This window comes from Bacteroidales bacterium, assembly GCA_035342335.1.
Lineage (GTDB): Bacteria > Bacteroidota > Bacteroidia > Bacteroidales > JAGONC01 > JAGONC01.
In genome coordinates this window covers 84,710-109,899 of sequence record DAOQWY010000004.1, presented here as the reverse complement: position 1 = coordinate 109,899, position 25,190 = coordinate 84,710, and the positions used below count along the sequence as shown (strand labels likewise).

22 protein-coding genes are annotated in these 25,190 nt (G+C 48.8%); 17 read left to right on the top strand and 5 right to left on the bottom strand.

Features of this window, described 5'->3' with window-relative positions:
* The first annotated feature begins 15 nt into the window (after nt 1-15).
* Both PKI34_03390 and PKI34_03385 read left to right on the top strand, forming a co-directional pair.
* Nucleotides 16-1,566, top strand: coding sequence for a DUF2807 domain-containing protein (locus tag PKI34_03390; protein HNS16847.1), 1,551 nt, complete (start codon nt 16-18; stop codon nt 1,564-1,566).
* A gap of 173 nt (nt 1,567-1,739) precedes the next feature.
* Nucleotides 1,740-2,483, top strand: coding sequence for a YebC/PmpR family DNA-binding transcriptional regulator (locus PKI34_03385; GenBank protein HNS16846.1), 744 nt, complete (start codon nt 1,740-1,742; stop codon nt 2,481-2,483).
* Nucleotide 2,484: 1 nt separating this feature from the next.
* Here PKI34_03385 and PKI34_03380 read toward each other — a convergent pair whose 3' ends face one another.
* On the bottom strand, nt 2,485-3,693 hold the full coding sequence (locus tag PKI34_03380) for an acetate kinase (protein HNS16845.1): 1,209 nt from the start codon (nt 3,691-3,693) through the stop codon (nt 2,485-2,487).
* Nucleotides 3,694-3,912: 219 nt separating this feature from the next.
* Here PKI34_03380 and PKI34_03375 point away from each other — a divergent pair, with 219 nt between their 5' ends.
* Genes PKI34_03375 through PKI34_03365 form a run of 3 tightly spaced genes read left to right on the top strand, consistent with a single transcriptional unit; the run spans nt 3,913 to nt 8,421 of the window.
* A complete protein-coding gene (locus tag PKI34_03375; GenBank protein HNS16844.1) occupies nt 3,913-5,178 on the top strand; it encodes a DcaP family trimeric outer membrane transporter in 1,266 nt (421 codons plus the stop codon).
* A gap of 39 nt (nt 5,179-5,217) precedes the next feature.
* On the top strand, nt 5,218-7,131 hold the full coding sequence (gene acs / locus PKI34_03370) for an acetate--CoA ligase (protein ID HNS16843.1): 1,914 nt from the start codon (nt 5,218-5,220) through the stop codon (nt 7,129-7,131).
* A gap of 12 nt (nt 7,132-7,143) precedes the next feature.
* Nucleotides 7,144-8,421 carry an OFA family MFS transporter gene (locus tag PKI34_03365; protein ID HNS16842.1) on the top strand — a complete coding sequence of 426 codons (1,278 nt, stop codon included), beginning with the start codon at nt 7,144-7,146 and terminating at the stop codon, nt 8,419-8,421.
* 121 nt (nt 8,422-8,542) lie between these two features.
* Here PKI34_03365 and PKI34_03360 read toward each other — a convergent pair whose 3' ends face one another.
* The gene (locus tag PKI34_03360) at nt 8,543-10,096 is read right to left on the bottom strand and encodes a glycosyltransferase family 39 protein (protein HNS16841.1); all 1,554 of its coding nucleotides are present in this window, start codon (nt 10,094-10,096) and stop codon (nt 8,543-8,545) included.
* A gap of 185 nt (nt 10,097-10,281) precedes the next feature.
* Between PKI34_03360 and PKI34_03355 the strand changes: the two genes are divergently transcribed.
* The 9 genes from PKI34_03355 to PKI34_03315 all read left to right on the top strand — a co-directional run bounded on the left by PKI34_03355 (nt 10,282) and on the right by PKI34_03315 (nt 20,057).
* Entirely contained in the window at nt 10,282-13,023 is a 2,742-nt protein-coding gene (locus tag PKI34_03355) for a bifunctional acetate--CoA ligase family protein/GNAT family N-acetyltransferase (GenBank protein HNS16840.1), read from the top strand.
* 51 nt (nt 13,024-13,074) lie between these two features.
* Entirely contained in the window at nt 13,075-13,845 is a 771-nt protein-coding gene (locus PKI34_03350) for a Sir2 family NAD-dependent protein deacetylase (protein ID HNS16839.1), read from the top strand.
* Complete coding sequence (locus PKI34_03345) at nt 13,842-14,714, top strand: DUF4271 domain-containing protein (protein ID HNS16838.1); 873 nt, start codon at nt 13,842-13,844, stop codon at nt 14,712-14,714. Before PKI34_03350 ends, PKI34_03345 begins: the two co-directional genes overlap by 4 nt.
* 53 nt (nt 14,715-14,767) lie before the next feature.
* Nucleotides 14,768-15,520 carry a uroporphyrinogen-III synthase gene (locus tag PKI34_03340; protein ID HNS16837.1) on the top strand — a complete coding sequence of 251 codons (753 nt, stop codon included), beginning with the start codon at nt 14,768-14,770 and terminating at the stop codon, nt 15,518-15,520.
* A 6-nt stretch (nt 15,521-15,526) separates the two neighbouring features.
* Nucleotides 15,527-15,940 carry a ribonuclease P protein component gene (locus PKI34_03335; GenBank protein HNS16836.1) on the top strand — a complete coding sequence of 138 codons (414 nt, stop codon included), beginning with the start codon at nt 15,527-15,529 and terminating at the stop codon, nt 15,938-15,940.
* On the top strand, nt 15,921-16,142 hold the full coding sequence (yidD, locus tag PKI34_03330) for a membrane protein insertion efficiency factor YidD (GenBank protein HNS16835.1): 222 nt from the start codon (nt 15,921-15,923) through the stop codon (nt 16,140-16,142). The genes PKI34_03335 and yidD overlap by 20 nt, the downstream gene beginning before the upstream one ends.
* Before the next feature lie 56 nt (nt 16,143-16,198).
* The gene (locus PKI34_03325; protein HNS16834.1) at nt 16,199-17,884 is read left to right on the top strand and encodes a S41 family peptidase; all 1,686 of its coding nucleotides are present in this window, start codon (nt 16,199-16,201) and stop codon (nt 17,882-17,884) included.
* Between the two features lie 111 nt (nt 17,885-17,995).
* Nucleotides 17,996-19,576 (top strand): O-antigen ligase family protein, encoded by a 1,581-nt coding sequence (locus PKI34_03320; protein HNS16833.1) that lies wholly within the window; start codon nt 17,996-17,998, stop codon nt 19,574-19,576.
* Nucleotides 19,563-20,057 (top strand): cytidine deaminase, encoded by a 495-nt coding sequence (locus PKI34_03315; protein ID HNS16832.1) that lies wholly within the window; start codon nt 19,563-19,565, stop codon nt 20,055-20,057. Before PKI34_03320 ends, PKI34_03315 begins: the two co-directional genes overlap by 14 nt.
* Before the next feature lie 6 nt (nt 20,058-20,063).
* Here the strand turns inward: PKI34_03315 and PKI34_03310 are convergent, their stop codons facing one another.
* Nucleotides 20,064-20,462 (bottom strand): GtrA family protein, encoded by a 399-nt coding sequence (locus PKI34_03310; protein ID HNS16831.1) that lies wholly within the window; start codon nt 20,460-20,462, stop codon nt 20,064-20,066.
* Nucleotides 20,463-20,509: 47 nt separating this feature from the next.
* Complete coding sequence (locus PKI34_03305; protein ID HNS16830.1) at nt 20,510-22,228, bottom strand: M20/M25/M40 family metallo-hydrolase; 1,719 nt, start codon at nt 22,226-22,228, stop codon at nt 20,510-20,512.
* 223 nt (nt 22,229-22,451) lie between these two features.
* Between PKI34_03305 and PKI34_03300 the strand changes: the two genes are divergently transcribed.
* Nucleotides 22,452-22,883, top strand: coding sequence for a Mut7-C RNAse domain-containing protein (locus PKI34_03300; GenBank protein HNS16829.1), 432 nt, complete (start codon nt 22,452-22,454; stop codon nt 22,881-22,883).
* Between the two features lie 26 nt (nt 22,884-22,909).
* Here PKI34_03300 and zupT read toward each other — a convergent pair whose 3' ends face one another.
* On the bottom strand, nt 22,910-23,722 hold the full coding sequence (zupT, locus tag PKI34_03295; GenBank protein HNS16828.1) for a zinc transporter ZupT: 813 nt from the start codon (nt 23,720-23,722) through the stop codon (nt 22,910-22,912).
* Nucleotides 23,723-23,995: 273 nt separating this feature from the next.
* Here zupT and PKI34_03290 point away from each other — a divergent pair, with 273 nt between their 5' ends.
* Together PKI34_03290 and PKI34_03285 are read left to right on the top strand one after the other, a co-directional pair.
* Nucleotides 23,996-24,508, top strand: coding sequence for a hypothetical protein (locus PKI34_03290; GenBank protein HNS16827.1), 513 nt, complete (start codon nt 23,996-23,998; stop codon nt 24,506-24,508).
* A gap of 113 nt (nt 24,509-24,621) precedes the next feature.
* Nucleotides 24,622-25,146: a thioredoxin family protein gene (locus PKI34_03285; protein ID HNS16826.1), complete on the top strand. Its 525-nt coding sequence runs from the start codon at nt 24,622-24,624 to the stop codon at nt 25,144-25,146.
* The last annotated feature ends 44 nt before the right edge of the window (nt 25,147-25,190 follow it).

Genomic DNA, 25,190 nt, shown 5'->3' with positions numbered 1-25,190 from the left:
TTACATCTTAGAGCCATGAAAAGAGCGAACCTTTTATCCATTGTGATTTCGTGCATTATTCTGACCACCGGATGTTCTTTACACACATTTGCTCAGTGGTATGAGGGCAGCGGTACGGTTGCCCGGGAAACCAGGGAGCTTGCTTTCTTTGATAAAATTGATGCCGGTGGCATGGCCGAGGTGCTGCTGAGCCAGGGACCTGAGCAATTGGTTGTGGTTGAAGCGGATGATAACCTGCTTCAAAATATAAAAACCATCGTTGAAGACCAGACCTTTAAAATTTCGACTGAAAAAATCCGTGATTATACCAAATTGCTCATTTACATAACCCTGCCAGATCTCTCCCTTATAAAGGCATCCGGAGCCTCCCAGGTCAGGGGATTGACCCCGTTTGAGCTTCAGTACCTGATGGCCGATGTGAGCGGAGCATCCGAACTGGATATGGAATTGAATGTTCAGGTACTGGAATCTGAACTATCCGGAGCAGCGGAAATGCAGCTTACTGGAACTGCTAACAGTCACAACAGCCATCTGAGCGGAGCTTCATTGCTGAAAGCTTTCGACCTGGAGACACAGTTTACAACCATTTCGGCATCGGGTGCCTCCAACGGAGAAGTGCTGGCCATCAAGGAACTGACCATTGATACAAGCGGAGCTGGAGAGGTCAGGTATCACCAGGAACCAGAGACATTACTGACAAATCCACCGGATGGTGTTCAAACCAAACCTTCCTCCAAAGGAGTGGTCATCATTCGTTCCGATGACTGGGATGAAACCACCGAAGTGAAAGTGGGCGGAATATCGGTGGATGTCAGAGAGGATGACACAGTGAGGATCACACTCGGGGACAGGGAATTGGTGATCTCCGATGACGGCCACGTGGAATTCATCAAAGAGGAGAAAGAGAAATTCAGGGGGCACTGGGGGGGACTCCACCTGGGGATCAATGGCTATGTGGATCGGGATTTCAGCATCCAGGTCCCTGATGAATACGACTTTTTGGATCTCAGATATGAAAAATCATTCAATGTCCAGCTGAATGTTTATGAACAAAACTTCAACCTTTACAGGAACCATCTGGGATTGATCACCGGCATCGGACTCAGCTGGAGTATCTATAATTACGCCAAGGACCTGCATTTTGTTCCCGACTCAGCAGTGATTTATGCCTATCACGGCAAAGAGGGCAACGACTATGAACAGCCCCACCCTGAACGGGATTATAGAAAGAGCAAACTGATGGCGGCCTATCTTACGATTCCCCTGCTGATGGAATTTCAGACCAACCATTACTGCAAAACAAACAGTTTCCATCTGACTGCCGGGGTGGTCGGTGGTGTGCGGCTGGGGACCAAAGCAAAGGTGAAGTGGGATGATTCCGGTTCCGGCAAGGAAAAACACTGGGATGACTACCATATGAATCCCTTCCGATGGGATGCATACGGCGGTATAGGCTGGGGGATCATCAACCTGTACGGCACCTATTCACTGAACCAACTGTTCCAGAAAGACGAAGGCCCGGAACTGTATCCCTTTACGCTGGGGATCACCTTGGTTCCCTGGTGAGAAGAAAGCTGTCTTTATTCTAAAATCCTGCTCCTGCGGCAACCTGTTCGAGCAGGATTTTTCATGCAATCCCGCACCAGCATCAATTTTTGCACAAAAAAGGACTGCATTTCATCCCATTTTATATCTTTGTACCCCTCAGAAAAGTACACAACCCATCAAAACAAAACCTTATGTCAGGACACAGCAAATGGTCCACTATTAAACGGAAGAAGGGGGCCGCCGACGCAAAACGGTCCAAGGCCTTCTCCAAGATCATCAAAGAAATTACGGTTGCGGTCAAAGAAGGCGGTTCCGATCCCGACGGGAATCCAAGGTTGAGACTGGCCATCTCCAATGCCAAGGGAGCCCATATGCCGAAAGAAAACATCCTCAGGGCTATCAACAAAGGCGCGGATAAAGATGCCGCCGCTTTTGTGGAAACCACCTACGAAGGATACGCTCCCCACGGTGTGGCTGTATTCATTGAAGCCACAACCGATAACCAGCAGCGCACCATCAGCAACGTGCGTTCGATCTTTAATAAATATGGGGGTGCCCTGAGCACCAACGGATCCCTGAGCTTTATCTTCGACCGGAAAGGTATCTTTGAGATCCCTCAGGAAGGTGTGCAGGATCACGATGATTTTCAGATGGAGGTCATTGACGCCGGGGCGGAGGACATCGAACTGGAGGAAGGATATTTTACCATCACAACGGCCATGGAGGACTTTGGGGCGATGATGAAAAAAATGGAAGAACTGAAAATCCAGCCCGAAAGCGCCGAACTGCAGCGCCTGCCAAAAACAACGGTGAAACTGGACAAGGAAGCCGGCCTGAAGGTCTTGAAACTCATTGAGATATTTGAAGAGGATGATGACGTGCAAAATGTGTATCACAACCTCGAAATGACCGACGAACTGATGGCTGATATGTGATTCAACAGCCCAGGGATCGCACCAGACTGTAGGTTTCACTGGCGATGACCAGCTCTTCATTGGTTGGGACGACCATCACTCTGGTTCTTGAATTTGCCTTTGAAATCCTTCCTTCCCTGCCCCTGAGCCTGATGTTCTCTTCCTGATCAAGTTCAATCCCTAAAAAAGTAAGATCCGAAAGGATCCGTTCCCTGGTCCGGGAATCATTTTCACCGATCCCTCCCGTCAAAACGACCAGATCCAGGCCATCCATTGCTGCTGCATAAGCTCCGATATATTTTTTCACACGGTAGGCAAACATGCTTAAGGCCAGTTCGGCCCGTACATTTCCCTGTAGCGCGGCCTGCCCGATATCCCTCATATCCGATGAAATACCTGAAATGCCAAGCATCCCGCTCTTTTTATTGACAAGGTCGCTCACCTGGCTGATGCTCAGATCCTCTTTGTCGGCTATCTTCAGCAAGGCACCCGGATCAAGGTCACCGCTGCGGGTTCCCATCATCAACCCTTCGGTGGGGGTCATCCCCATGGAAGTGTCAACCGAAACACCCTGCCGTATCGCGGCGATGGATGAGCCGTTGCCCAGATGGCAGGTGACGATCTTCATCCCGCTGATGTCTTCTCCAAGGATGTCGCAGGCCCGCCGGGAAACATACCTGTGGCTGGTACCGTGAAATCCATAGCGCCTGATCCGGTATTTTTCATAGTATGCATACGGCAATCCGTAAAGATAGGCATGAGTTGGCATCGTCTGGTGAAAAGCCGTATCAAAGACGCCGGCCTGGGGAACATGGGGAATGAGCCGGCTGATGGCATCAATTCCGGCAAGGTTCGATGGATTGTGTAAAGGTGCCAGATCCGTGCATGCCTGAAGTGCTTCAATCACTTTTCTATCAATGAGCACACTCCCGGTGAAAAATTCACCGCCGTGAACAACACGGTGCCCCACGGCATCAATCTTTTCTGCCGATGGAATGACCTCCAGCGAAGGCCGTGTGATGACCTCAAACATCTCCTGAATGCCCTCCCCGTGGGTGGATATTTCCTTTTCTTCTTCCTCCTCCAGACCCGATGGCAGGATAAGCTTCAATTTGCCTCCCTGCAATCCAATCTTCTCGATCAGTCCCCTTACCAGTACTTTCTTCTCAGGCATTTCGAAAAGCTGAAACTTGATCGAAGAACTGCCGCAATTCAATACCAATATAATCATAAAAAATCCAATTTTTAACGGATTAGGTCCAAAACGCCGTAAAGGTCGTGATCTTTTTTGGATGTTTAGATTTAATATAAATTAACTTGCTGTATATTTAAAGATCATTGTTCATGCCCTGTATTAACGTAAAAATTTTAATTTTGGACTTTTTTCGGACTGCGGGTTAACGCGTTAATAATCATCGATTTTCGTTTTAGTATCCTAACTGTCCACGCTATGAGCAATAAACTATTCTGTGCACTGTTTGCAATCCTCCTTCCTGTGGTGGTTCCGGCACAGGATTTTGGGATAAAATTTTCAGGATTTGTCAAAAATGACATCATCTATGATTCCCGGCAGACCGTTTCCCTCCGGCAGGGTCATTACCTTCTGTATCCCGATAAGGAACTGCCTGATGAAAATGGTGAAGACATCAATGCCAAATCCAGTTTTCATTTTCTGTCGATTCAGAGCCGGATCAAAGGTGACATAACGGCTCCTGAAGTCCTTGGAGCAAAACCAACGGGACTGATCGAAGCAGAATTCTTTGGCAACATCGAACAAAACATCAATTCCTTCCGGTTGCGTCATGCCTACATCATGCTCAGCTGGCCAAAGACCGAATTGATGATCGGCCAGTACTGGCATGCCATGTTCATCACCGAGTGTTTTCCAAATGTAGTTTCCTTCAATACCGGAGCTCCCTTCCAGCCTTTTGCCCGCAACCCCCAGATCCGGCTGACACAGAAAATCGGCAGCCTCAGCGTGATTGGGACGGCCCTGTCAGAAATTGACTTTGTGACCAATGGCCCGGACGGTGGCAGTTCAAAATACATTCGAAATGCAGCGTTTCCTGAGTTGAACCTGAAACTGACCTACACCTGGAAGAATCAGACCACGGGCCACGAATTTTTTGCCGGTGTCGGAGGAGATTATAAAAGGATCATGCCGCGTTTGGTGACTTCGGCCAATTACAAAGACCGTGAAGTAGTTTCAGGACTGGCATGGATGGGCTTTGTCAAATACAAGATCCCGGCGGTGACCTTCAGCTTTGAATACGTTTACGGTGAAAATTTCCACAGCCTGACCATGCTGGGTGGGTATGCTGTGGAGGAGGTGACCGATATGGCAAAGGATTTCCGCACCTATACTCCCATCAGAACCATGTCGTTATGGGGTGAGATCCAGACCAATGGCAAAACCTGGCAGGCTGGCCTGTTCGGAGGCTATTCACGCAATGCGGGCTCGGCCGATAACATTGATCTTATTGAACAGTCAGGTTCTGCCAATCCTAAACAGACCTATTACAGCAGGGGATCGGATATCGCCTATCTTTACCGAATCGCTCCACGGTTGCTTTTCAATTCAGGGCGATTCCGGGTAGCTGCAGAGATTGAATACACCGTTGCAGCCTATGGGCAACCTGATTTAAGAGGCCAGGTCCAGGATGCCGCAGAAGTGGGCAATTTCAGATTTCTACTGGGAACATACTTATTCTTTTAATAGCACATCACATCATTATTCACCTTAATTTCAAGCACTATGACCAAGCAGATCAAGAGTTTTAGAGAGTACCTGGAGACCTACGACAGAAGTGTGGCCGATCCGGAAGGCTTCTGGGGCGAACAGGCAGAAACATTCTTCTGGCGAAAAAAATGGGATAAAGTTTTAGAATGGAATTTCAAAGACCCGGATATCAAGTTTTTCAGCAACGGGAAGCTTAATATCACTGAAAACATCTTTGAGCGACATCTTCCGCAGAGAAAAGATCAGATTGCCCTGATCTGGGAACCCAACAACCCGGCCTCACCCAACCGCACGCTCACCTACGGCGAACTTTACGAAAAAGTGTGCCAGTTTGCGAATGCATTGCTCAAAATGGGCATTAAAAAAGGTGACAGAGTGGCCCTTTACCTGCCCATGGTCCCTGAGCTGCCCATCGCCATGCTGGCATGCGCCCGGATCGGTGCCATTCACTCCATCGTTTTTGCCGGTTTCTCGTCCTCATCCCTTGCCGACCGGATCATTGATGCAAAATCAAACCTGGTGATCACCTCCGACGGTGCTTACAGGGGAGCCAAGGACATCAACCTGAAAAACATTGTGGATGAAGCACTGCAAACCTGCCCGACCATCGAACATGTCGTCGTCTTGAAACATACGGGAACTCCGATCAACATGACGGCGGGAAGGGATATCTGGTGGCACGACTTCATCCAGGGAGTCTCCAGTGAAAACAAAGCGGAAATCATGGATGCCGAGGACACGCTCTTTATCCTTTACACTTCAGGTTCCACCGGCAAACCCAAGGGAGTGCTGCACACCATCGGGGGCTACATGGTTTTTGCCGAATATACGTTCCTGAATGTCTTTCAGTACAAAGAGGGAGATATTTTCTGGTGCACGGCGGATATCGGCTGGGTGACCGGTCACACCTACATCGTTTACGGTCCTTTGCTGGCGGGCGCCATCAGCGTGATGTTCGAAGGCGTGCCAACCTATCCTGATGCAGGACGCTTCTGGGATGTTGTGGACAAATATAAGGTGAAACAATTCTATACTGCTCCAACGGCTATCCGGGCGTTACTGGCACAGGGCAACGAATATGTCACAAGCCGTGACCTGAGCTCACTCAAGGTACTGGGCACCGTTGGTGAACCCATCAATGAGGAAGCCTGGAGGTGGTACCATGATGTTGTGGGCAAGGGCAAATGCCCGATTGTGGATACCTGGTGGCAAACCGAAACCGGCGGCATCCTGATCACGCCGCTGGCCGGGATCACGCCCACAAAACCCTCTTTTGCCACCCTGCCGCTGCCCGGTGTTCAGCCCATCCTGGTGGATAACGAAGGAAATGTCATGGAAGGCAACAACGTGCAGGGAAATCTTTGCATCAAGTTCCCCTGGCCTGGAATGATCCGTACCACCTACGGTGATCATGACCGCTGCAGGCTGAATTACTTTTCTACATACCGGGGTTACTATTTCACCGGTGACGGTGCCAAACGCGACGAGGAAGGTTATTACCGGATCATGGGCCGCGTTGACGATGTGATCAATGTATCGGGACACCGCCTGGGTACCGCAGAAATTGAAGACGCCATCAACCAGCATCCAAAAGTCAATGAATCGGCCGTGGTCGGCTATCCGCATAATATCAAGGGACAGGGAATCTACGCCTATGTGACCTGTGATGAACTGACCGAAGTGGAAGAAAAGACCATCGAGAACGATATCAAGAACCTGGTTGCAAGGATCATTGGCCCGATCGCCCGCCCGGATATGGTTCAGATCGTCGGCGGATTGCCCAAGACCCGTTCCGGAAAGATCATGCGCCGGATCCTGCGTAAAATCGGAGAAGGGGATGCCACCAGCCTCGGAGATACCTCCACCCTGCTGGATCCCGGTGTGGTCGAAGAGATCATCCGCGGTGCCAAGGTTGAAGTGAAACGGTAATAAGCAACTAACATGGAAAAAACAAAAGTGCAAAAACGAAGCCTGGTGGTGGTTGGAGCCATCATGATACAGCTTGCACTGGGAGCCATCTATGCCTGGTCAGTGTATACAAAGCCGTTGGTGGAAGCCGGATGGACAAAAGCGCAGACACAGATGGTCTTCTCAGCCGGGCTTGCCTTCTTTGCGATCATCATGGTGATCGCCGGACGCCTGATGCCGAAAGTGGGCCCGCGCAAACTCGCCATGGCCGGAGGATTCGTGCTCGGACTGGGGTATGTCCTTGCAGGACTGCTCGGAGCCGAAAACTTTACCACCACATTGATCTTTGTAGGTATCATCGGAGGCAGCGGCATCGGTCTGGGATATGTCGTGCCCATCGCAGTAGGAATGCGCTGGTATCCGGACAAGAAAGGATTGATCACCGGGCTCGCCGTTGCCGGATTTGGATTCGGCGCTACCCTCTGGATGACCCTGGCGGATAGACTGGGCTCGCTGGGCGGCGGACAACTCCTTCAGCATATTGGTGTTTCCGGGACATTTATCGCCTATGGTTTCGCATATATGGTACTTGTCCTGATCGGAAGCATCTGGATGGTCTTCCCTCCGGAAGGCTGGAAACCCGCCGGATGGAGTCCTGCTGCTGCACCTGCCGGCAAAAAGGCTGTGGCCGGTTCGATCGATTTCAACAGTGGTGAAATGCTCAGATCCTGGCAGTTCTATATGATCTTGCTGACCTTCGCTTTTGGTGCGAGCGCCGGATTGATGAGCATCGGGCTGATGAAACTCTGGCCAATGCAGGCCATGCAGGCAAAAGGAATACCTGTTGAAGTGGCCAGCGCAGCCGCCACCCTGGCAATGGCAGTTTTCTTCGCCCTATTCAATGGCCTGGGACGCATCCTGTGGGGCACGATCAGCGACAAGATCGGAAGGAAACTTTCGATCATTATCATGATGGCAACACAGGGCGTATTTGTGATCCTGTTCCAATGGATGGCCGGCAGCCAGGCTACCCTCTACCTCTTTGCCATGCTCATCGGATTTAACTTCGGTGGCAATTTCGCCCTGTTTCCAACTATGACAGCTGACACATTCGGCACAAAATTCATCGGTCAGAACTATGGCTGGGTGTTCCTGGCCTATGCCATCGGCGGCATCGCTGGTCCGATCATGGGTGGCAAACTGGGAGATCTGGGCAATTTCCCGCTGGCATTCACCATTTGCGGGATCCTTTGCTTCGTAGCAGTGTTTACCATTGCACTGGTGAGGCCTCCCGGCAAGGCTTCGGCCTGATTCCAAATGAAAGGAAATCAGGATAAGCTCTTACCCCTGATTTCCTTTCATATCTCTCCCTCTCCCTCCACCTCCACCTCTCCTTCCATCTGGACAATCATCAATCGTTATTCCATTGGGATCACTCCCACCCCTTTATCTCCTGCGTCAGAACCAGAACATCCTTATCTTCTTGTAAATAATCCGGCAGATCTGTTCCGTAAGGCTGAAATACAGCCACCCTCCGCTCCTTATTCTTCACCTCCTCATACTGCCCTTGGTCCGGAAGGAAATTATACGCCGGGCACCCAGTATAAAACATGGCTTCAACATAATGCCTGCCTTTAACATTGAACAGAACTGCATTGGGAGGCAATTCAAGGCTTTTGAAGACCTGCGCGTTGTGGGTCAGCCATGGGGTATAAATGTTGTCCGGCTTCCGGAGCGTATGTCTGGCCTGAATGGTTTCAATGTTAATCCTCAGTATGACGACTGTCAGAAGCACGATGAACACGGAACCGCTGTAAAGCGCCTCAGGCATTTTTATTTTCCTGACCAAATCCAGAACAGTATCGATCACACTGGCCAGGGCGATGAAAATCAGCATGCTGACCGGCAGCGTGAAAGATGGCATTTTGGTGGTGGCCAGTGAAAAGAACAGGTAAACCACGACAGCCATCGCCAGCAGGGGAAGGTAAAACTTTTTGACATTCAAACGAAAGTACAAAACGACCCAGGCAGGAACCATCAGGTAGGGTGACAGTTTGCCATAAATGACGCTGATCTGCCGGAAATGATACCAGAAGTCGCCGCGGTGGCCGTCTACGGATTCGAAAAAATGCCGGGAGTTCATCTCCAGGGCCATTGCGGCTTCTGCCGGGTACCGGAAAAGGGTCAACAACTGCCAGGGCAATGCGACGGCCACCGTCACCAGGAGCGCAGCGAAGACAAGAAGGAACTCCCGGTACCTTGATTTCAGGTCCTGAAGAATGAGGACCAGCCACCCAAGGTAGACCAGCAAGCCCGTCAGCCATTTGCAGAGAATGGCCATTCCGCTGAAAAGCCCGACCAGCAGTATCCAACCCCTTTTCCCTGAAAAGTTGTATTCGATGAGCGCCCAAATGCTCAGGGAAATATAGACAACAAAGGAAACATCGTTATGATCAACCTCCTGCCGGCCGGCGACCAGTTCAAGGAAGTAAAGCGAGGTCACGATCAGTATACCCGTTATGAAACCCGTACGTTTACTGACCAATAATTTGCCACTTCGGTAACCGGCCAGAACCAGGAAAGTACCCAGAACGGCCGAGGGAATGCGCACACTGAATTCTGACACACCGAAGATTTTGAAACTCAGGGCGATCTGCCAGAGGAAAAGGGGCTGTTTATGAAGCCAGATATGGTACCTGTCCCAGCGGTCGTACGCCATGGTGACGACAGGATCATCATACAGGGTTGGTTTGAAGGGATGAGCCATCAGGTTTTTAGCCACCAGGGCGTGAAAGCGCTCATCCCAGAGGTTAAGGAAGGGGTCCAGGGCAGCAGCGAACAGGTTGACCAGCAAAGCAGAGGTCATGAGCAATAAAACGGCTGCTTTTTCCCTTTCCTTTAGATGAAAGAACATACCAAGGATCAGACACACACCACCGGCCATCAGGAAAGTGGCCTGCTGACCGTCGAAATAGGTCGTTATCATACCAAACCAATCTGGATTTTAAAATTAACAGAAAAACCCCAGAACCAATGGATCGCGGGTTTTTAATTTGTTAAGTTTTTAACAACATAACCTCATAATGAACCTATAACTTTAATACCTTTGCACCGTCTTTTTGAAAAGCTTGAACGTCACGATAATCATTCAACTTAAAAAATTTTATTATTATGGGAGTCAGTCATTTAAGCAGCATCTTTAAACCGCAGCGGATCGCATTGATCGGTGTGAAGAACGACCCAAACAGTGTGGGTGGCATTACATTAAAGAATTTAGTTGGCGGCGGGTTCAATGGAGTCGTTTATCCTGTCAATCCAAAACATGAAGCCGTTCTTGGCATCCAATGCTATCCGAATGTTCGCAGCCTGCCCAAAACCCCAGATTTGGCAGTGATCACCACAGGTGCCCAGCTGGTGCCCGGATTGGTACAGGAATGCGGGGAAGCCGGGATTAACGGCATCATCATCATGACGGCCGGATTCAAGGAGACAGGGGCCGCAGGGAAGGTGCTCGAGGGTGAATTGAAAAAGGTGGTTGCCAGTTTTCCGGAAATGCGTGTCATCGGGCCGAACTGCCTCGGCATCATTGTTCCGCGCCTTAAAATGAATGTGAGCTTTGCCTCGGGCATGCCCAAGGATGGCAACGTGGCCTTCATTTCCCAGTCAGGTGCCCTTTGCACCTCGATCCTTGACTGGTCCTACGAGGAAAATATCGGTTTCTCTTATTTTGTTTCCATCGGCAACAGCATGGATGTTGAGTTTGGTGATCTGATCGATTATTTTGGGATGGATCCCCAGACCAAGTCGATCGTGCTGTACGTTGAATCCATCAATGAGGCCCGCAAGTTCATGACCGCTGCCCGGGCCTTTGCCCGCAAAAAACCCATCATTGTCTATAAGGCCGGTCGTTTTCCGGAATCAGCCAAAGCGGCCGCTTCCCACACCGGTGCCATGGCTTCGGAAGACTCCATTTACGATGCTGTTTTCCAGCGGGCGGGCATCGCCAGGGTCTACAATATCGGTGATATCTTTGATTTTACGGATCTGATTTCCCGCAGGCGAATCCCGAAAGGGGCCAACCTGGCTATTGTTACCAATGCAGGAGGTCCGGGGGTCATGGCAACCGATACGCTAATCGCCAGCAAAGGAGAACTGGTGAAGCTTACGGATGATACGATGAAAAAGCTCAATGATTACCTTCCTCCGTTCTGGTCACATGGTAACCCTGTGGATGTACTGGGGGACGCCACTCCCGAACGCTATGCCGTGGCTACTGAGATTGTGCTGCAGGATCCGGGTGTGGATGCCGTTCTGGCGATCCTGACCCCTCAGGCCATGACGGATCCGACCTCAATAGCATTGGAAATCAGTAAATTAACCGAAAAAACAACCAAGCCTATCCTGACTGCCTGGCTGGGAGGGAAAGAGATGCGCGAGGGGATCCAAATCTTTAATAAGCACAACATCGCCAATTACGCAACTCCCGAGCAGGCGATCTCCGCCTTCATGACACTGGCGGATTATTCGCATAACCTGGATGCTTTATTTGAAACCCCGCAGGATATCCCTGTATCCTTCCCGTACGACCGGAAGACGACCCGCGAGCAGGTCACTGCCCGCCTGCGCCATGAGCTGGAGAACACCGACCTCGGCAAAAACCGTACGATGTCGGAAGATGCATCCAAGGAACTTTTGGAAATTTACGGCATACCGACCACCCGGCCCATGCTCGCCAAAAACAAAAATGAGGCTGTCAAGATCGCTGAGGAAGTTGGGTATCCGGTGGTTTTGAAGATCCACTCCCCCGACATCACGCATAAGACCGACGTGGGGGGGGTATCGTTGAACAACCGTACCAAGGAGTCCCTGATCGGCAGCTGGGACAGGATGATGGACCGTGTAAAGGAAAAAATGCCCCAGGCACGCATCGAAGGGATCACCGTTCAGAAAATGGTCCAGGAAAAGGATGCCGTGGAACTGATCCTTGGCATTAAAAAGGATCCGGTGTTCGGGACCTGCATCCTGATCGGCATGGGAGGCGTGGTGGCCGAACTGTTCAAGGACAAGGCCCTGGGATTCCCGCCGCTGAATGAGGCCCTGGCCGACAATATGCTCAAATCCCTGAAAATATATCCTCTGCTCACCGGATACCGCGGTGCACCCCGAAAGAACATAGAAAAGCTGATTGAGATCATGATCCGCATGTCGTACCTGTCAGCCGACTACCCTGAGATCACCGAGCTGGATATTAACCCGCTGCTGGTGGGCCAGGAAAATGTGATCGCCCTGGATGCGCGCATCGTCATCGACGAAGAGATCGTGAAGAACCCCGTGCCCAACTACTCACACCTGATCCTGCACCCGTACCCGGAAGAATATGTCACCCCGATGACACTGGCCGACGGATCCACCATCACCCTGCGCCCGATCAAGCCCGAAGACGAACCCCTGTGGCTGGATATGCTGGGAAGCTGCTCAAAGGAATCCATTTATTCCCGGTTCCGCTATGATTTCCACTACGCAGCCCACGAAATTGCCACCCAGTTCTGTGTGATCGACTATTCCAGGGAAATCGCCATCGTTGCAGAAGTGATCGAGGAAGGCACCAAAAAGCTCGTCGGCGTTGGCCGCCTGATCGCCAACCTGGATCTGGATACGGTGGAATACGCCATCCTGATCCGGGATGCGTGGCAAAGAAAAGACCTGGGCAACCTCCTGACGAAATACTCAATGGACGTTGCCAAACACTGGGGACTGAAACGAATCGTTGCTGAAACAACCGTCGATAACAAACCTATGATCTCTGTTTTCAAGAAATACGGATTCAACATTCATTTCAATTCCGATGGATCCGTCCATGTCACCAAAGAAATGGCAGATTATGAACAGACCTACTTTTTTGACTCCAACTAATCGGTCCGGAGGAAAGCTTGTGGCGTGAATCAGCCAATGATGCAATAGTCTATGCCTGAAGACCTATTTGATACAATCTGGAAAGATGATATAGAAAAAGCCGTTGCCATTCTGCGGAATGCGAAGTATGGAGTTGTCTTTACAGGTGCAGGCATATCGGTCGAAAGCGGCATCCCTCCCTTCAGGGGGGAAAACGGAATCTGGAACTACGTTGACCCAATTTACCTTGAACTGGGTTTCTTTCTTAAAAAACCACTCGCATCCTGGCAAAAAATCAAGGAGATCTTTTATGATACCTTTGGCCGTGCCGAACCCAACTATGCACACTACTTCATTTCTAAACTGGAAAAAAGGGGAATCATCGAAACGGTGATCACTCAAAACATTGACAACCTGCACCAGTTAGCAGGCAGCAAAAAAGTCCTGGAGCTTCATGGTTCCTCCAAAACACTGGTGTGCACCGACTGTGGTTCTGAATATGATATCAGTTTCACGGACCTGAATTTTTTACCGCCGACGTGCTTCATCTGCAAGGGCGTTTTGAAACCAAAGATCGTTTTTTTCAATGAGGAGCCACCCCAGGATGAGTTGAATCAATCATTTCAGGAAGCTATCAAAGCCGATGTCATGCTGATCATTGGCAGCGACGGGGAAGTGTTGCCGGCGGCACAGATCCCTTTTACGGCCAAAGAAAACGAAGCCAGGATCATTGAAATTAACATAACAAAAACACGGTATACAGATACGGTCACGGATATTTTCCTTCAGGGAACTGCGGTGGACATGTGTCATAAAATGGGTAAATTACTGCTGATCGAATGAACCAGGACAGCCTACTAACTCCTTTGCTGCCGTACACGGATCCGGTAAAACCGATCACTTACAGTCCAGATGAAGTCTATATTTCAAAGGATTTTCAGGACCTGATCCATTACTATACGGAAACGTTACCTGCAAAGGAACTGCAATCTGCAGCGAAAGCGCCTGTCTCCTATTTTCAAACGCAGCCTTTTCACACCAGGGAATTCACGCCTGCAGTCCGGATGGAAGTCCTTAACGACTGGATCATTCCTGTTTTGCTGATCTGTTTTGCCATTTTTGCCTGGGTAAGGGTCTCGTTCCGAAAAAGGTTTACCCAGCTGGTGCAGGCTTCATACTCAAAACAATATATGAACCTGCTCATACGCGAAGGGGGCGGAAGGTACGACCTGATCAATCTGTCGCTTGGATTCCTCTTCATCTGCGCAACTGCGCTCCTTTTATTTCAATTCAGTGAATCGCTGTCCGGTCCCTCTTCATCCGGATCCCTTCAGTTCCTTCTTTTTCTGGCCATTGCCGGAGGCATTGTCCTGTGGCTTCTCTTCCGGCTATTCCTGATCCGTGTGTTAGGCTGGACCTTCCGGAATTATGAAATCACTTCCCAGTACCTGATGAGTTCCATGTCGTATAACTTCCTGTGCGGAATTATCCTGCTCCCTTTCCTGGTGATCAATGCATACTCCCATTCCCAGCTCTTCCTGTACATAAGCCTGGGAATCATCGGCCTTTTTTTCCTTTTGCGGATCTTCAGGGGAATCATCATCGGACTGTCTGACACAAAATTTTCAATGTTTTATTTATTTTTTTATCTTTGCACCGTCGAATTTTTACCTCTGTTGGCCATTGTAAAAATCGCAAAAGATAATCTCTAAGCATTGAATATCAGGCTTTTAGTCAATTATCTAACTTTTTAAAATAACGTGATTTGAAAGTTAAGAACATACTCGTATCGCAACCTCAACCAGCCGAACTGAATAAATCACCATACGGACAGTTAGCAACAAAACACAATGTAAGCATCGATTTTTATAATTTCATCCAGATTGAGGGAATAAGTGCAAAAGAATTCCGGAAATCCAAGGTGCATCTGCTGGACTACTCTGCCATTATCTTTACCAGCAGAAATGCGGTTGACCATTTTTTCAACCTGGCAAAGGATCTGAGAGTGGAAATCCCGGATGAAATGAAATATTTCTGTATATCAGAAGCCACTGCTTTTTACCTCCAAAAATACATTCAGTACCGAAAAAGAAAAATATTTTACAGCAAACAAAACTTTACGGATCTGCTGGAAATCATAAAAAAACACCGGGAAGAGAAATACCTGCTCCCGTGTTCCGATGTTCACAAACACGAGATAACAAAGCTTCTGCAGGAATGTAACATCCAGTGCACCAAGGCTGTCATTTACAAAACACTGGCGAGTGATCTTAAGGACTTCAGCATTGACAAGTATGATTTACTGGTCTTTTTCAGCCCAGCCGGTGTAAGATCACTGATAAAGAATTTTCCTGACTTCAAGCAGGAAGAAAAACTGATTGGGGCTTTTGGTCCATCCACAGCCAAGGCTGTCAAAGATGCCGGACTTACCCTGAATATCAGTGCACCCACAAAGACAGCTCCTTCGATGACCATGGCCATTGAAGAATTCCTGGAAAAGAACAACAAGAAAAAATAAGAGGCATTGACCGGAATCAATCCGTTCCTCCGAAATACGTTCCGCAAGCACGAACGTCTTTGCAATCGCAACCAGATCAATACTTTATTCACCCAGGGTCGTCATTTCACGATCTACCCCATACGGGTTTACTGGGTGATCACTCCTGCAGTTCAGCCGTTCCCTGTACAGCTGGTCATCCAGGTGCAACGAAAACACATTGGCCTGGCAGTGAATCGAAACCTCCTGAAAAGACGCATCCGGGAAGCTTATCGCCGGCACAAGGTTATCCTTTATGACTGCCTGACAAAGCAGCGTGGTACCTTGTCGTTTGCCCTGGTCTATTTCGGTGACTCAATTCTCCCGTACCGGCAACTGGAAGCGATAATAATACTAATTTTGCAGCGTTTGAGCAGAGAATATGAAAAAGGTGATGGGTAAATTCATGATCTTGCTGATACGACTCTATCAGATTGTCATCTCACCTTACCTGCCACCCTCCTGCAGGTACACACCAACCTGCTCAGTATACGGAATTGAAGCCATCAGGAAACATGGTCCCTTTAAAGGAGGCTGGCTGACCCTGAAAAGAGTACTGTCGTGCCACCCCTGGGGTGGTAGCGGGTATGATCCCGTGCCGTAATGCAATATGAACCGACTATACCAGACCCTATCCAGACAACTCAATCTTCACTTAAGATGAAAACATTGAAAATCAGCATCTTTACCTTTTTTGTCCCTTTTCTGATGACGACCCCTTTTATCCTGAAAGGTCAGAACGGTAAAGATTTCGAAATATCCAAGAACCTTGACATTTATGTCACCCTTTTCAAAGAGCTGAATCTCAATTATGTTGATGAGCTCATGCCGGGTGACCTGATGAAAACCGGCATCAACGCCATACTCGGATCACTGGATCCCTATACCAACTATATCCCCGAATCCGATATTGAGGATTATGAGTTCATGACCACCGGTCAGTATGGCGGAATCGGGGCCCTGATCCATCAGCAGGGCGATTATGTAGTCATTTCCGAACCCTACAAAAACTCACCAGCGGATAAGGCCGGATTAAAAGCCGGTGACAAAATCCTGGAAATAAACCGGCAATCCGCCAGGGATAAAAACACCGATGAGGTCAGTACCATTCTGAAAGGACAGCCCAACACAACCATTGACCTCCTGATTGAACGACCGGGAAATCCAAAGCCAATACCTGTTTCCATCACCCGTGAACAAATCACAGTGGCCAACATACCCTATTACGGCATACTGGATAACGGGACCGGCTACATCAAACTGAGCGGATTCACCCAAAATGCCGGAAAAGAAGTGCGTGAAGCTTTTATGGAATTAAAAGAAAAGCAATCCTTGAACGGATTGATCCTCGATCTGCGCGGTAACGGCGGTGGCCTTCTCCAGGAAGCCGTCCATATCACCAACATCTTTGTTGACAAAGGAGAATTGGTCGTCAGCACAAAGGGTAAACTTACGGATCGGAACCGTTCATACCACACTGAAAATGCTGCCCTCGACACCCAGATCCCCCTGGTCGTGCTGGTTGACAATACCAGTGCGTCCGCTTCAGAAATCGTGGCGGGTGCCATACAGGATATCGACCGGGGCGTGATCATCGGGCAAAGAACTTACGGAAAAGGCTTGGTCCAAAATGTGATCCCCCTTTCCTATAATGCAAAAATGAAAGTTACGGTGGCCAAATACTACATTCCAAGCGGAAGATGCATCCAGGCAATCGACTACTCTCACAAGGATGAAAAAGGACGGTTCACCAAAATCCCCGACTCCCTTATCTCGGAATTTAAAACCAGGAATGGAAGATCAGTTTATGACGGTGGAGGAATTGAACCCGATATCGAAACCGAGATCCCGATACTCAGCAGCATCAGCCAAACACTCTACAGCAAATTCCTTATCTTTGACTATGCCACCAACTATTACTGGAGTCATCCCGTAATCCCCGCTGCGAATCAATTTGAGATCAATGACAGCATTTATCAGGATTTCCTTTCCTACCTCTCCGATAAAGATTATGCCTACACCACCAGCAGCGAAAAGGAACTGAATGACCTGAAAGCCATGGCCAAGAAGGACCAGGTCTACGATGAGATTTCAGGAGAATATGAAGCACTGAAGAAAAAAATCCAGGCCACCAAACTGGATGACCTGCAGCAAAGCCGGGATGAACTGGAAACCATCCTCAGGCAGGAAATCGTTACCAGGTATTATTATCAGGAAGGCCAGATCGTCACCTCATTGAAAGATGACCCTGAGATCAAAAAAGCTACCGAGATCCTTCTGAGCAGCGAAACCTACCAATCCATTCTGGACGGCACCTACCCTGAACAGGATCCTACGGATGAATAACCAATATGATGCATCATGACCAATGATTCAGCCTGGTCACTTTTTGTAAAGTACACATGCTATTTTGGTCTGGCTTTAATGTTGGCCGCTCTCCCCTTATCCCGTTTTTTTATGAGTGTTGCCCAGTTTTTACTGGCCGGGGTTTTCATTGTGGATGGAATCAATACCCGTAGCATTTCCTCCTGCTATAAAGAAAAGAAGGGTTCGGCCAGAATCCTGATGCTGGTTCCCGTCGCTGTCAAAGAAGGATTCCTGAACCTGGTCAGGAAATTTAGCCGTTTTCTGCAAAACAAGCCTGCACTCATCTTCAGCTCACTCCTGTTGATCGATATCCTTGGACTTATCCATACGAATGATCTGGATGATGGAATGAAAGTCGTGCGTAATGACCTTCCCCTGTTCCTGTTGCCTCTTTTTTTATCCTCCATGGAGAAGATCCCGGTGAATCTGTTCAGATTTTTTCTGCTTATTTTCGTCGCTGCAGTTTTTGCCGGCACCTTAAACAGCACTTATCTGCTTATCAATCAAGAAATAACAGATCCACGTCAAATTTCTGCTTTCATTCATCACAGCCGGTTCGGTCTGATGATCTGCCTGGCGATCTTTATCCTGGCCTATTACTGTTTTCAAAAGGAGAAGATATCTTCCCGAATGCGGTTCGTCCTGACTGCACTTTTACTGTGGCTGGTGGTCTTTCTGTTCCTGCTCCGCTCCCTTTCGGGTATTCTGGCTTTCTTCGGCACCCTGGGTGTCATCCTGCTCTGGCTGTCCTTCCATTCCTCCGGCAAATTTCTGCGGATCCTGTTCATCGGGTTGCTGGTTGCAGTTCCTGCTGTCGTTGCAATTTACGTGCACCATACTGTCAAAAATTATTTGAATGTCCCTCCTCTCCGGATGGAACAGCTGGAGAGGTACACGCCCGGGGGTGCGCTTTATGTCAACGACACAACCCTGGGGATCGAAGACGGACACTATGTCGGTATGTATCTCTGCTGGCCTGAATTGAAGCAGGGCTGGGAAAGACGAAGCAGGATTCCCTTCGACAGCCTGGATATGCAAGGACAGGAGGTCAGGTATACCCTGATCCGTTACCTCACTTCCAAAGAACTGCGGAAAGATGATGAAGGTGTGGCGGCACTGACAGATCAAGATATCCATAACATTGAGCACGGAGTGGCCAACATCAATGACCTGAAGAAGTTCAGCCTGAAGAACCGCATTCATCATATCATCATGGCATACCAATCGTACCGGAGATCAGGGGTTCACGCAGGATCTTCAGCGACGGAGCGTATTGAACAGGCTAAAGCAGCCATCAATGTCATCCGTGACCATGGGCTCATTGGAGTGGGAACCGGCGATGTCCGTTCCAGCTTCCGGGATGAATTGATCCGTATGGAGTCACCCCTGCAGTCGGCAAAAAAAGGCATGTTCAGTGCACATAACCAGTTCCTGACGTACCTGATTGCCTATGGTTGGCCGGGATTGATCTGGTTTCTCCTGGCCATCTTCTATCCCGCTGTCAGAAACAGAGCCTTTCACCACTATTTCTTTATTGCATTCTTTTCAATAGCCGTCGTCTCCTTCCTGGGAGATGACACACTCAACACCCAGGCAGGTGTGACTTTCTTTGCATTTTTCTACTCACTGTTTGTTTTCAATAAACAAATCACAACGCATGAAACAATTTGAAATCATCAGTCGCTTCCAGGAATTCAATTCCCCGGATGAACTCGGGCAAGACGACAGGATTTTACTAGAGCAGGCCATTGAATCAACGAAGGATGCTTATGCACCCTATTCGCAGTATTATGTTGGTGCAGCGGTCAGGCTGTCAAACGGCAGCATGGTGAAAGGGAATAACCAGGAAAATGTCGCCTACCCATCGGGACTTTGTGCCGAGCGCGTGGCACTTTTTGCTGCCTCAGCCCTTTACCCTGGTGTTCCCGTTATGGCCATCGCCATTGCGGGCCATGCGAAGAATTTCCTGATCACCGACCCGGTCACCCCCTGTGGAGCATGCCGGCAGGTGATCGCTGAATACGAAAAACTCTACGACCAACCTGTACGACTGGTCATGATGGGCGAAAAAAGCAAGATCTGGATAGCTGAAAGTATCAGTCATTTGCTCCCCCTGATGTTCCACGCTGATGAACTGCGGAAGAAACACTGAACTTTTCTATCCCTGGAACGTAAAGAAATAGTTGGCCAAAAAATTCCAGATCATCACCACCGCAACTGCAGCAAGTTTTGACAGGTAAAAGCGCTTGTGATACCTGCTGACCAGTATCCAGAGCACGAGGGTATTGATCCCCAGACCGATCAGTGAAATCATCAAAAACCTGGAATACTGTAAAAAGATGGCCGGATCGGTACTCTGAAAGGTCCATATCCGGTTCAGGAGATAGTTGGTGGAAGCTGCAGTGGTAAAGCCAATGGCATTGGAGACATATTTCTGGATCTTCAGGACTTCCTTGCAAAGGTAGGTCATGCCAAAATCGACGGCGATGCCGGATACTCCTACCACACCAAACTTGAAGAATTTTATCAGGACTTCCCATTTCAGCAGTTCGGACATGAGCTCAGTCTTTCAGATGGTTGATAAGGATGACCAATGTCCTGCCCTTAAAGCTGAATCAGCAGGACAAGCCTGATCCCATCGCGGAGGACTTCAACGGCTGCCGCCTGTCCGGCTTCCAGTTCTTTTAAACGGGCCATATAATCATAGATATTGGTGACTGCTTTCCCTTGGAGGGCAACGATCTTGTCACCCTTCTTCATGCCACCCTGATCAGCAGGGCCACCTTTCCGCACAGCATCGACCCGCAAACCGGTATTATCTGTTGATGCAAAATCAGGTAAAATGCCCAGGGTCACTTTGAAGCCTCGTCCGGAACGCGGAGGCTCCTTGGGTCCCGCTTCCTGAAAAGTCAACGGGGATTCCCTGTCTGCAATTACCGTTACCAGGTCGAACATGAACGACACGATCTGCTGGATTCCTTCATAATGAATCCGGTCGGCATCATCCTGGGGCATATGATAATCGTCGTGCGCCCCGCTGGTGATGAAGAAGACCGGTATGTCCCTGGCATAAAAGCTCGAATGGTCCGAAGCACCGAAACCCTCCGGAGCGTATGCCAGCCTGAAATCAAGGCCGGCAGCAATTTCATTCAGTATGCTTTCTGATTCAGCGGAAGTGCCCGTTCCATTGATCAGCAATGGCTTTTCCTGAGGATAAAACCTGCCGATCATATCGATGTTGATCATCGCATCCATCTTGTCGATCATGTCCTTCGACTGATCGATAAAATACTTCGACCCAAGCAGTCCCATTTCTTCAGCATCAAACGCTATGAACAGGATGCTCCGCTTGACCTGATCCCTGTTTAAGGCCAGCTCTTCAGCCAGTTCAAGCAAGCCCGCCACCCCCGATGCATTATCATCGGCACCGTTGTGAACCGCCACCGTATCCAGCGCCCTTGAATTCGATCCCGGTCCCCCCAGGCCCAGATGATCGTAATGGGCTCCGATGACAATGTACTCCTGGCTAAGGACGGGATCTGTCCCTTTCAAGGTCGCTATGACGTTCTGGGTACGGGCTTTCTGGAATAAGACATCCACCGTGGCGCTCACCTCCAGGGGGATCAGGAAGGAAGAAGGCCTGCGATCCTCATTCAACCTGGCTTCCAACTCCCCGACGGTCATTCCCTGGCAGGAAAGCATCCGGTCTGCTGTTTTCCGCGAAAGATGGATCACCGGTATGCCAGCCACTGCAGTGCTTTTTTCAAGCTGCAGCCCTCCCAGTTCATCGCTTTTATCCATTTTCACAGGAGTGACGAAAAAGATCCCTGCAGCACCATGATCCTTCGCACCCAGGATCTTTGTCCAGGAGTCGCCATAGGAGGCAAAAACGCTTCCGGGATTCTCAGGCTCAGGATCACCCTGAAACATCAAAACCCATCTGCCGGTCACATCAATTCCCTCATAATCATTCCAGGTGAGAGAATCTGATGAAAAATCAAATCCATACCCGGCAAAACAAACCGATGCATTCAACGTGCCATTGGAAGAATAACTAAACGGGATGAAATCCGTACCGGGAGTGCCTGTAAAGGGTCCGAAATGCAATCCATTGGTTCCGCCGAGTTTTGCATCCGTCACAATCTCGAAATACTGAAATCCGTCATCGCACTGCAGTTCAAGACCATAGTTCCTGAATTGATCCCTGACATAAGTTGCTGCCATCAGGCCTCCCGGGGTTCCGGATTTTCTCCCCTGAAGGGAATCAGAGGCCAGGTAGTAAACGTGCTGTTTCAGTTCGGAAACAGTTATGTCCTGTGTCATTGCCAAATATGGAATGAGATACAGGGCTAAGAAAAATAATAAAAAGTGTTTCATGGGGCGCAAAGGTAAAAGATTTTATGATTTGTTTCCCCGCTTTTGCAACCTCCTGATACAAATGAGTACCTTTGAATCCACAAAACGATCCTTATCCTGAATCCATCCCGGATGAACCGGGTTTTCTCTGGAAAATAGTGCAGGGTAAGGTATTGTTGATCCTATTTCGATGTCCGGGCGGCTTCTTGGATTTGATACGCTTTACCAGACCAATCTGGAGGATGACCGGATCGTTTCCATCGCTTCCAAAGAAAAAAGGATCGTCCTGACAAGAGACATTCAGTTGCTGAAAAACAGCCAGGTCACCCACGGTTACTGGATCCGGTCACAAAAACCGGTTGAGCAGCTGAAAGAAGTCATCCAACGTCTTGATCTGTCAAAAAAGATCCGGCCTTTCCACCGCTGCATGGAATGCAATGGAATCATTAAAAATGTTGACAAAGCTGAGGTTCTTGAATATCTGCAGCCTAAAACACGGGCCATTTATGAGAGCTTCTACCGCTGTGAACACTGTCAGCGGGTTTACTGGAACGGAAGCCATTACCAGCGGATGGTATCAATGCTTCACGATCTGAACATATCCCCCTGGCACCCAGGGTGACCAGGTTCAGGGTTGCATGCTCAGGTCTATTTCGCGAACAGCAGCAGGCTTAATGCCATGACAGCCATGCCGGCCACCAGGCCGTAAATGGAAAGATGATGTTCGCCGTATTCCTCAGCAGCAGGCAACAGCTCATCCAGCGAAATAAAGACCATGATTCCGGCAACGCCGGCGAACAATAACCCAAAAAGCATCGGGGATAAGAAAGGCAGCAGGATCAGGTAACCAACCATGGCTCCGACAGGTTCCGACAGCCCCGACAAGAAAGAGAGCAGGAAGGCCTTGCGTTTGCTTCCCGTTGCAAAGTAGATGGGTACCGAAACAGCGATCCCTTCCGGAATATTGTGTATCGCAATGGCCACGGCAATGGCGATCCCCAGTTCAGGTTTTGTCAACGCTGCCATAAAGGTTGCCAGGCCTTCCGGGAAATTATGGATGCCAATGGCCAGAGCCGTAAAAACACCCATGCGCATCAGTTTCTGGTTCCTCTCCGGCTGGCCTGTTTCAATGGCTTCCACCCTGCGTAACTCATGAGGATTTTCATACGAGGGGATCAGTTTGTCGATGATCGCGATCAGAAGCATTCCGGCAAAAAAGGCCAGTACAGTATACCAATAACCAGTTTGCGTTCCCAGATCAGCAATCAGCTGATCTTTCGCCTTCGCAAAAATCTCCACCAGCGAGACATAGATCATGACTCCGGCCGAAAAACCCAGAGCTGTGGAGAGAAATCTTGTATTGGTGTGCCGGGTGAAAAATGCCAGTGCACTGCCAATACCGGTGGATAGTCCGGCAAAAAGGGTCAGTGCGAAAGCAAATAAAAGGGTTTTGGTTTCCATGGTGGATTCTTACACCTTGTAAAAATACAAAACCCGTCTCTATGATATCTGATAAACAATCAACAATATCTGATCTTTGCTTTTTGATTTTTGTTTTTTGCGTTGATCTTTTGTCCGCTATTGTACATTGATGAAGAAAAACGAACACTTTCCCTCCGGTTAATTGATTTTAAATTGTAATTAATCAACTGATTATCAATAATTTAATTATAGTGGCATGCATTTGGCATATCTTATTCCACATTTTGCTGAAATCCCGAAAAACAACATGCCATGAAAACCTTGCAGCCATTTTTACTTGCCATGTTCATGATGACAGGGATGTTCGTACTGGCCGGGCAGGAACATCTGCAGTTATCCCTGAATGAAGAAGCCTATATTGACGACATTCCCTTCAATACAGAAGAGATCGCAGGAATCTCTGTCAACGCATCCGATCTCACGCAATTTTCATTGAAAGAAGAAGAATACATTGATGACATTCCCTTTGATACGGAAGAAATTGTACAATCACTGCAACGGAATGCATCGCAGGATGAAGCAATGGCCAGTGTTTTCCTGCTGGATGAAGAACTTTATATTGACGACATTCCGTTCGAAACGGAGCAGGTGGTCCTGGGAGTGGCCCGGATCAATGACTTTCCGGGAACGGATAGCACAAGATCAACCCTTTCACCGCTGAAAACCATTGAAGATCCCGTTGCTGGCATCCTGGAAATCGTCCTTCCCGTCATCATCATCCTGGGAACACTTTCCTACGCGGTTTATGAATTTATATTAAACTGAGGCCTCATTTTTTCATATAGTTTTAGGTTAGTTCAAAGTGAAGCACGTCAAATTGGCGTGCTTTTTTCATTACTGAATTTATTACCTTTGAGCCCCCTAAGGAAGCGATTCAAATGAAAACACATTTCTTTATTCTGATCATTCTTTGCCTTATGGTGCAGTTTGTTTTTGCCCAGCACCTGAATCAGGTCATCATGGATACAACCCTGCACGAAGAGGTGCTGATCGATACCTGCAACAGGGATGGTCTGGCAGGAAAGGTCTTTGGCGTGTTCTACCAGCAGGAATATGCATCGTATTCACCTGATGCAACCGTACTTCAGCAGATGAATCAACCATGGGATGGTTATCAGATCACCATCGTGATGGGTTCCTGGTGCGGTGACAGTCAGGAACAGGTACCCCGGTTTTTCAAAATACTTGACCAGATCCTGTTTCCTGAAAGCCAGGTTACGTTGATCTGTGTCGATAGGAAGAAGAAGACCATTCTGGCCGACATTTCCGGTGTGGAACTTCGACTCGTGCCTACCTTCATCATCGTTAAGGATAACCTGGAAGCGGGCAGGATCATCGAAACTCCCTCCGAAACGCTCGAAAAGGATTTGCTCACCATCGTCCAAACCTTAAAAGACGATTAAGCACAAACCATCTCCGGCCAATGACCATCCACAACCTGTGACCA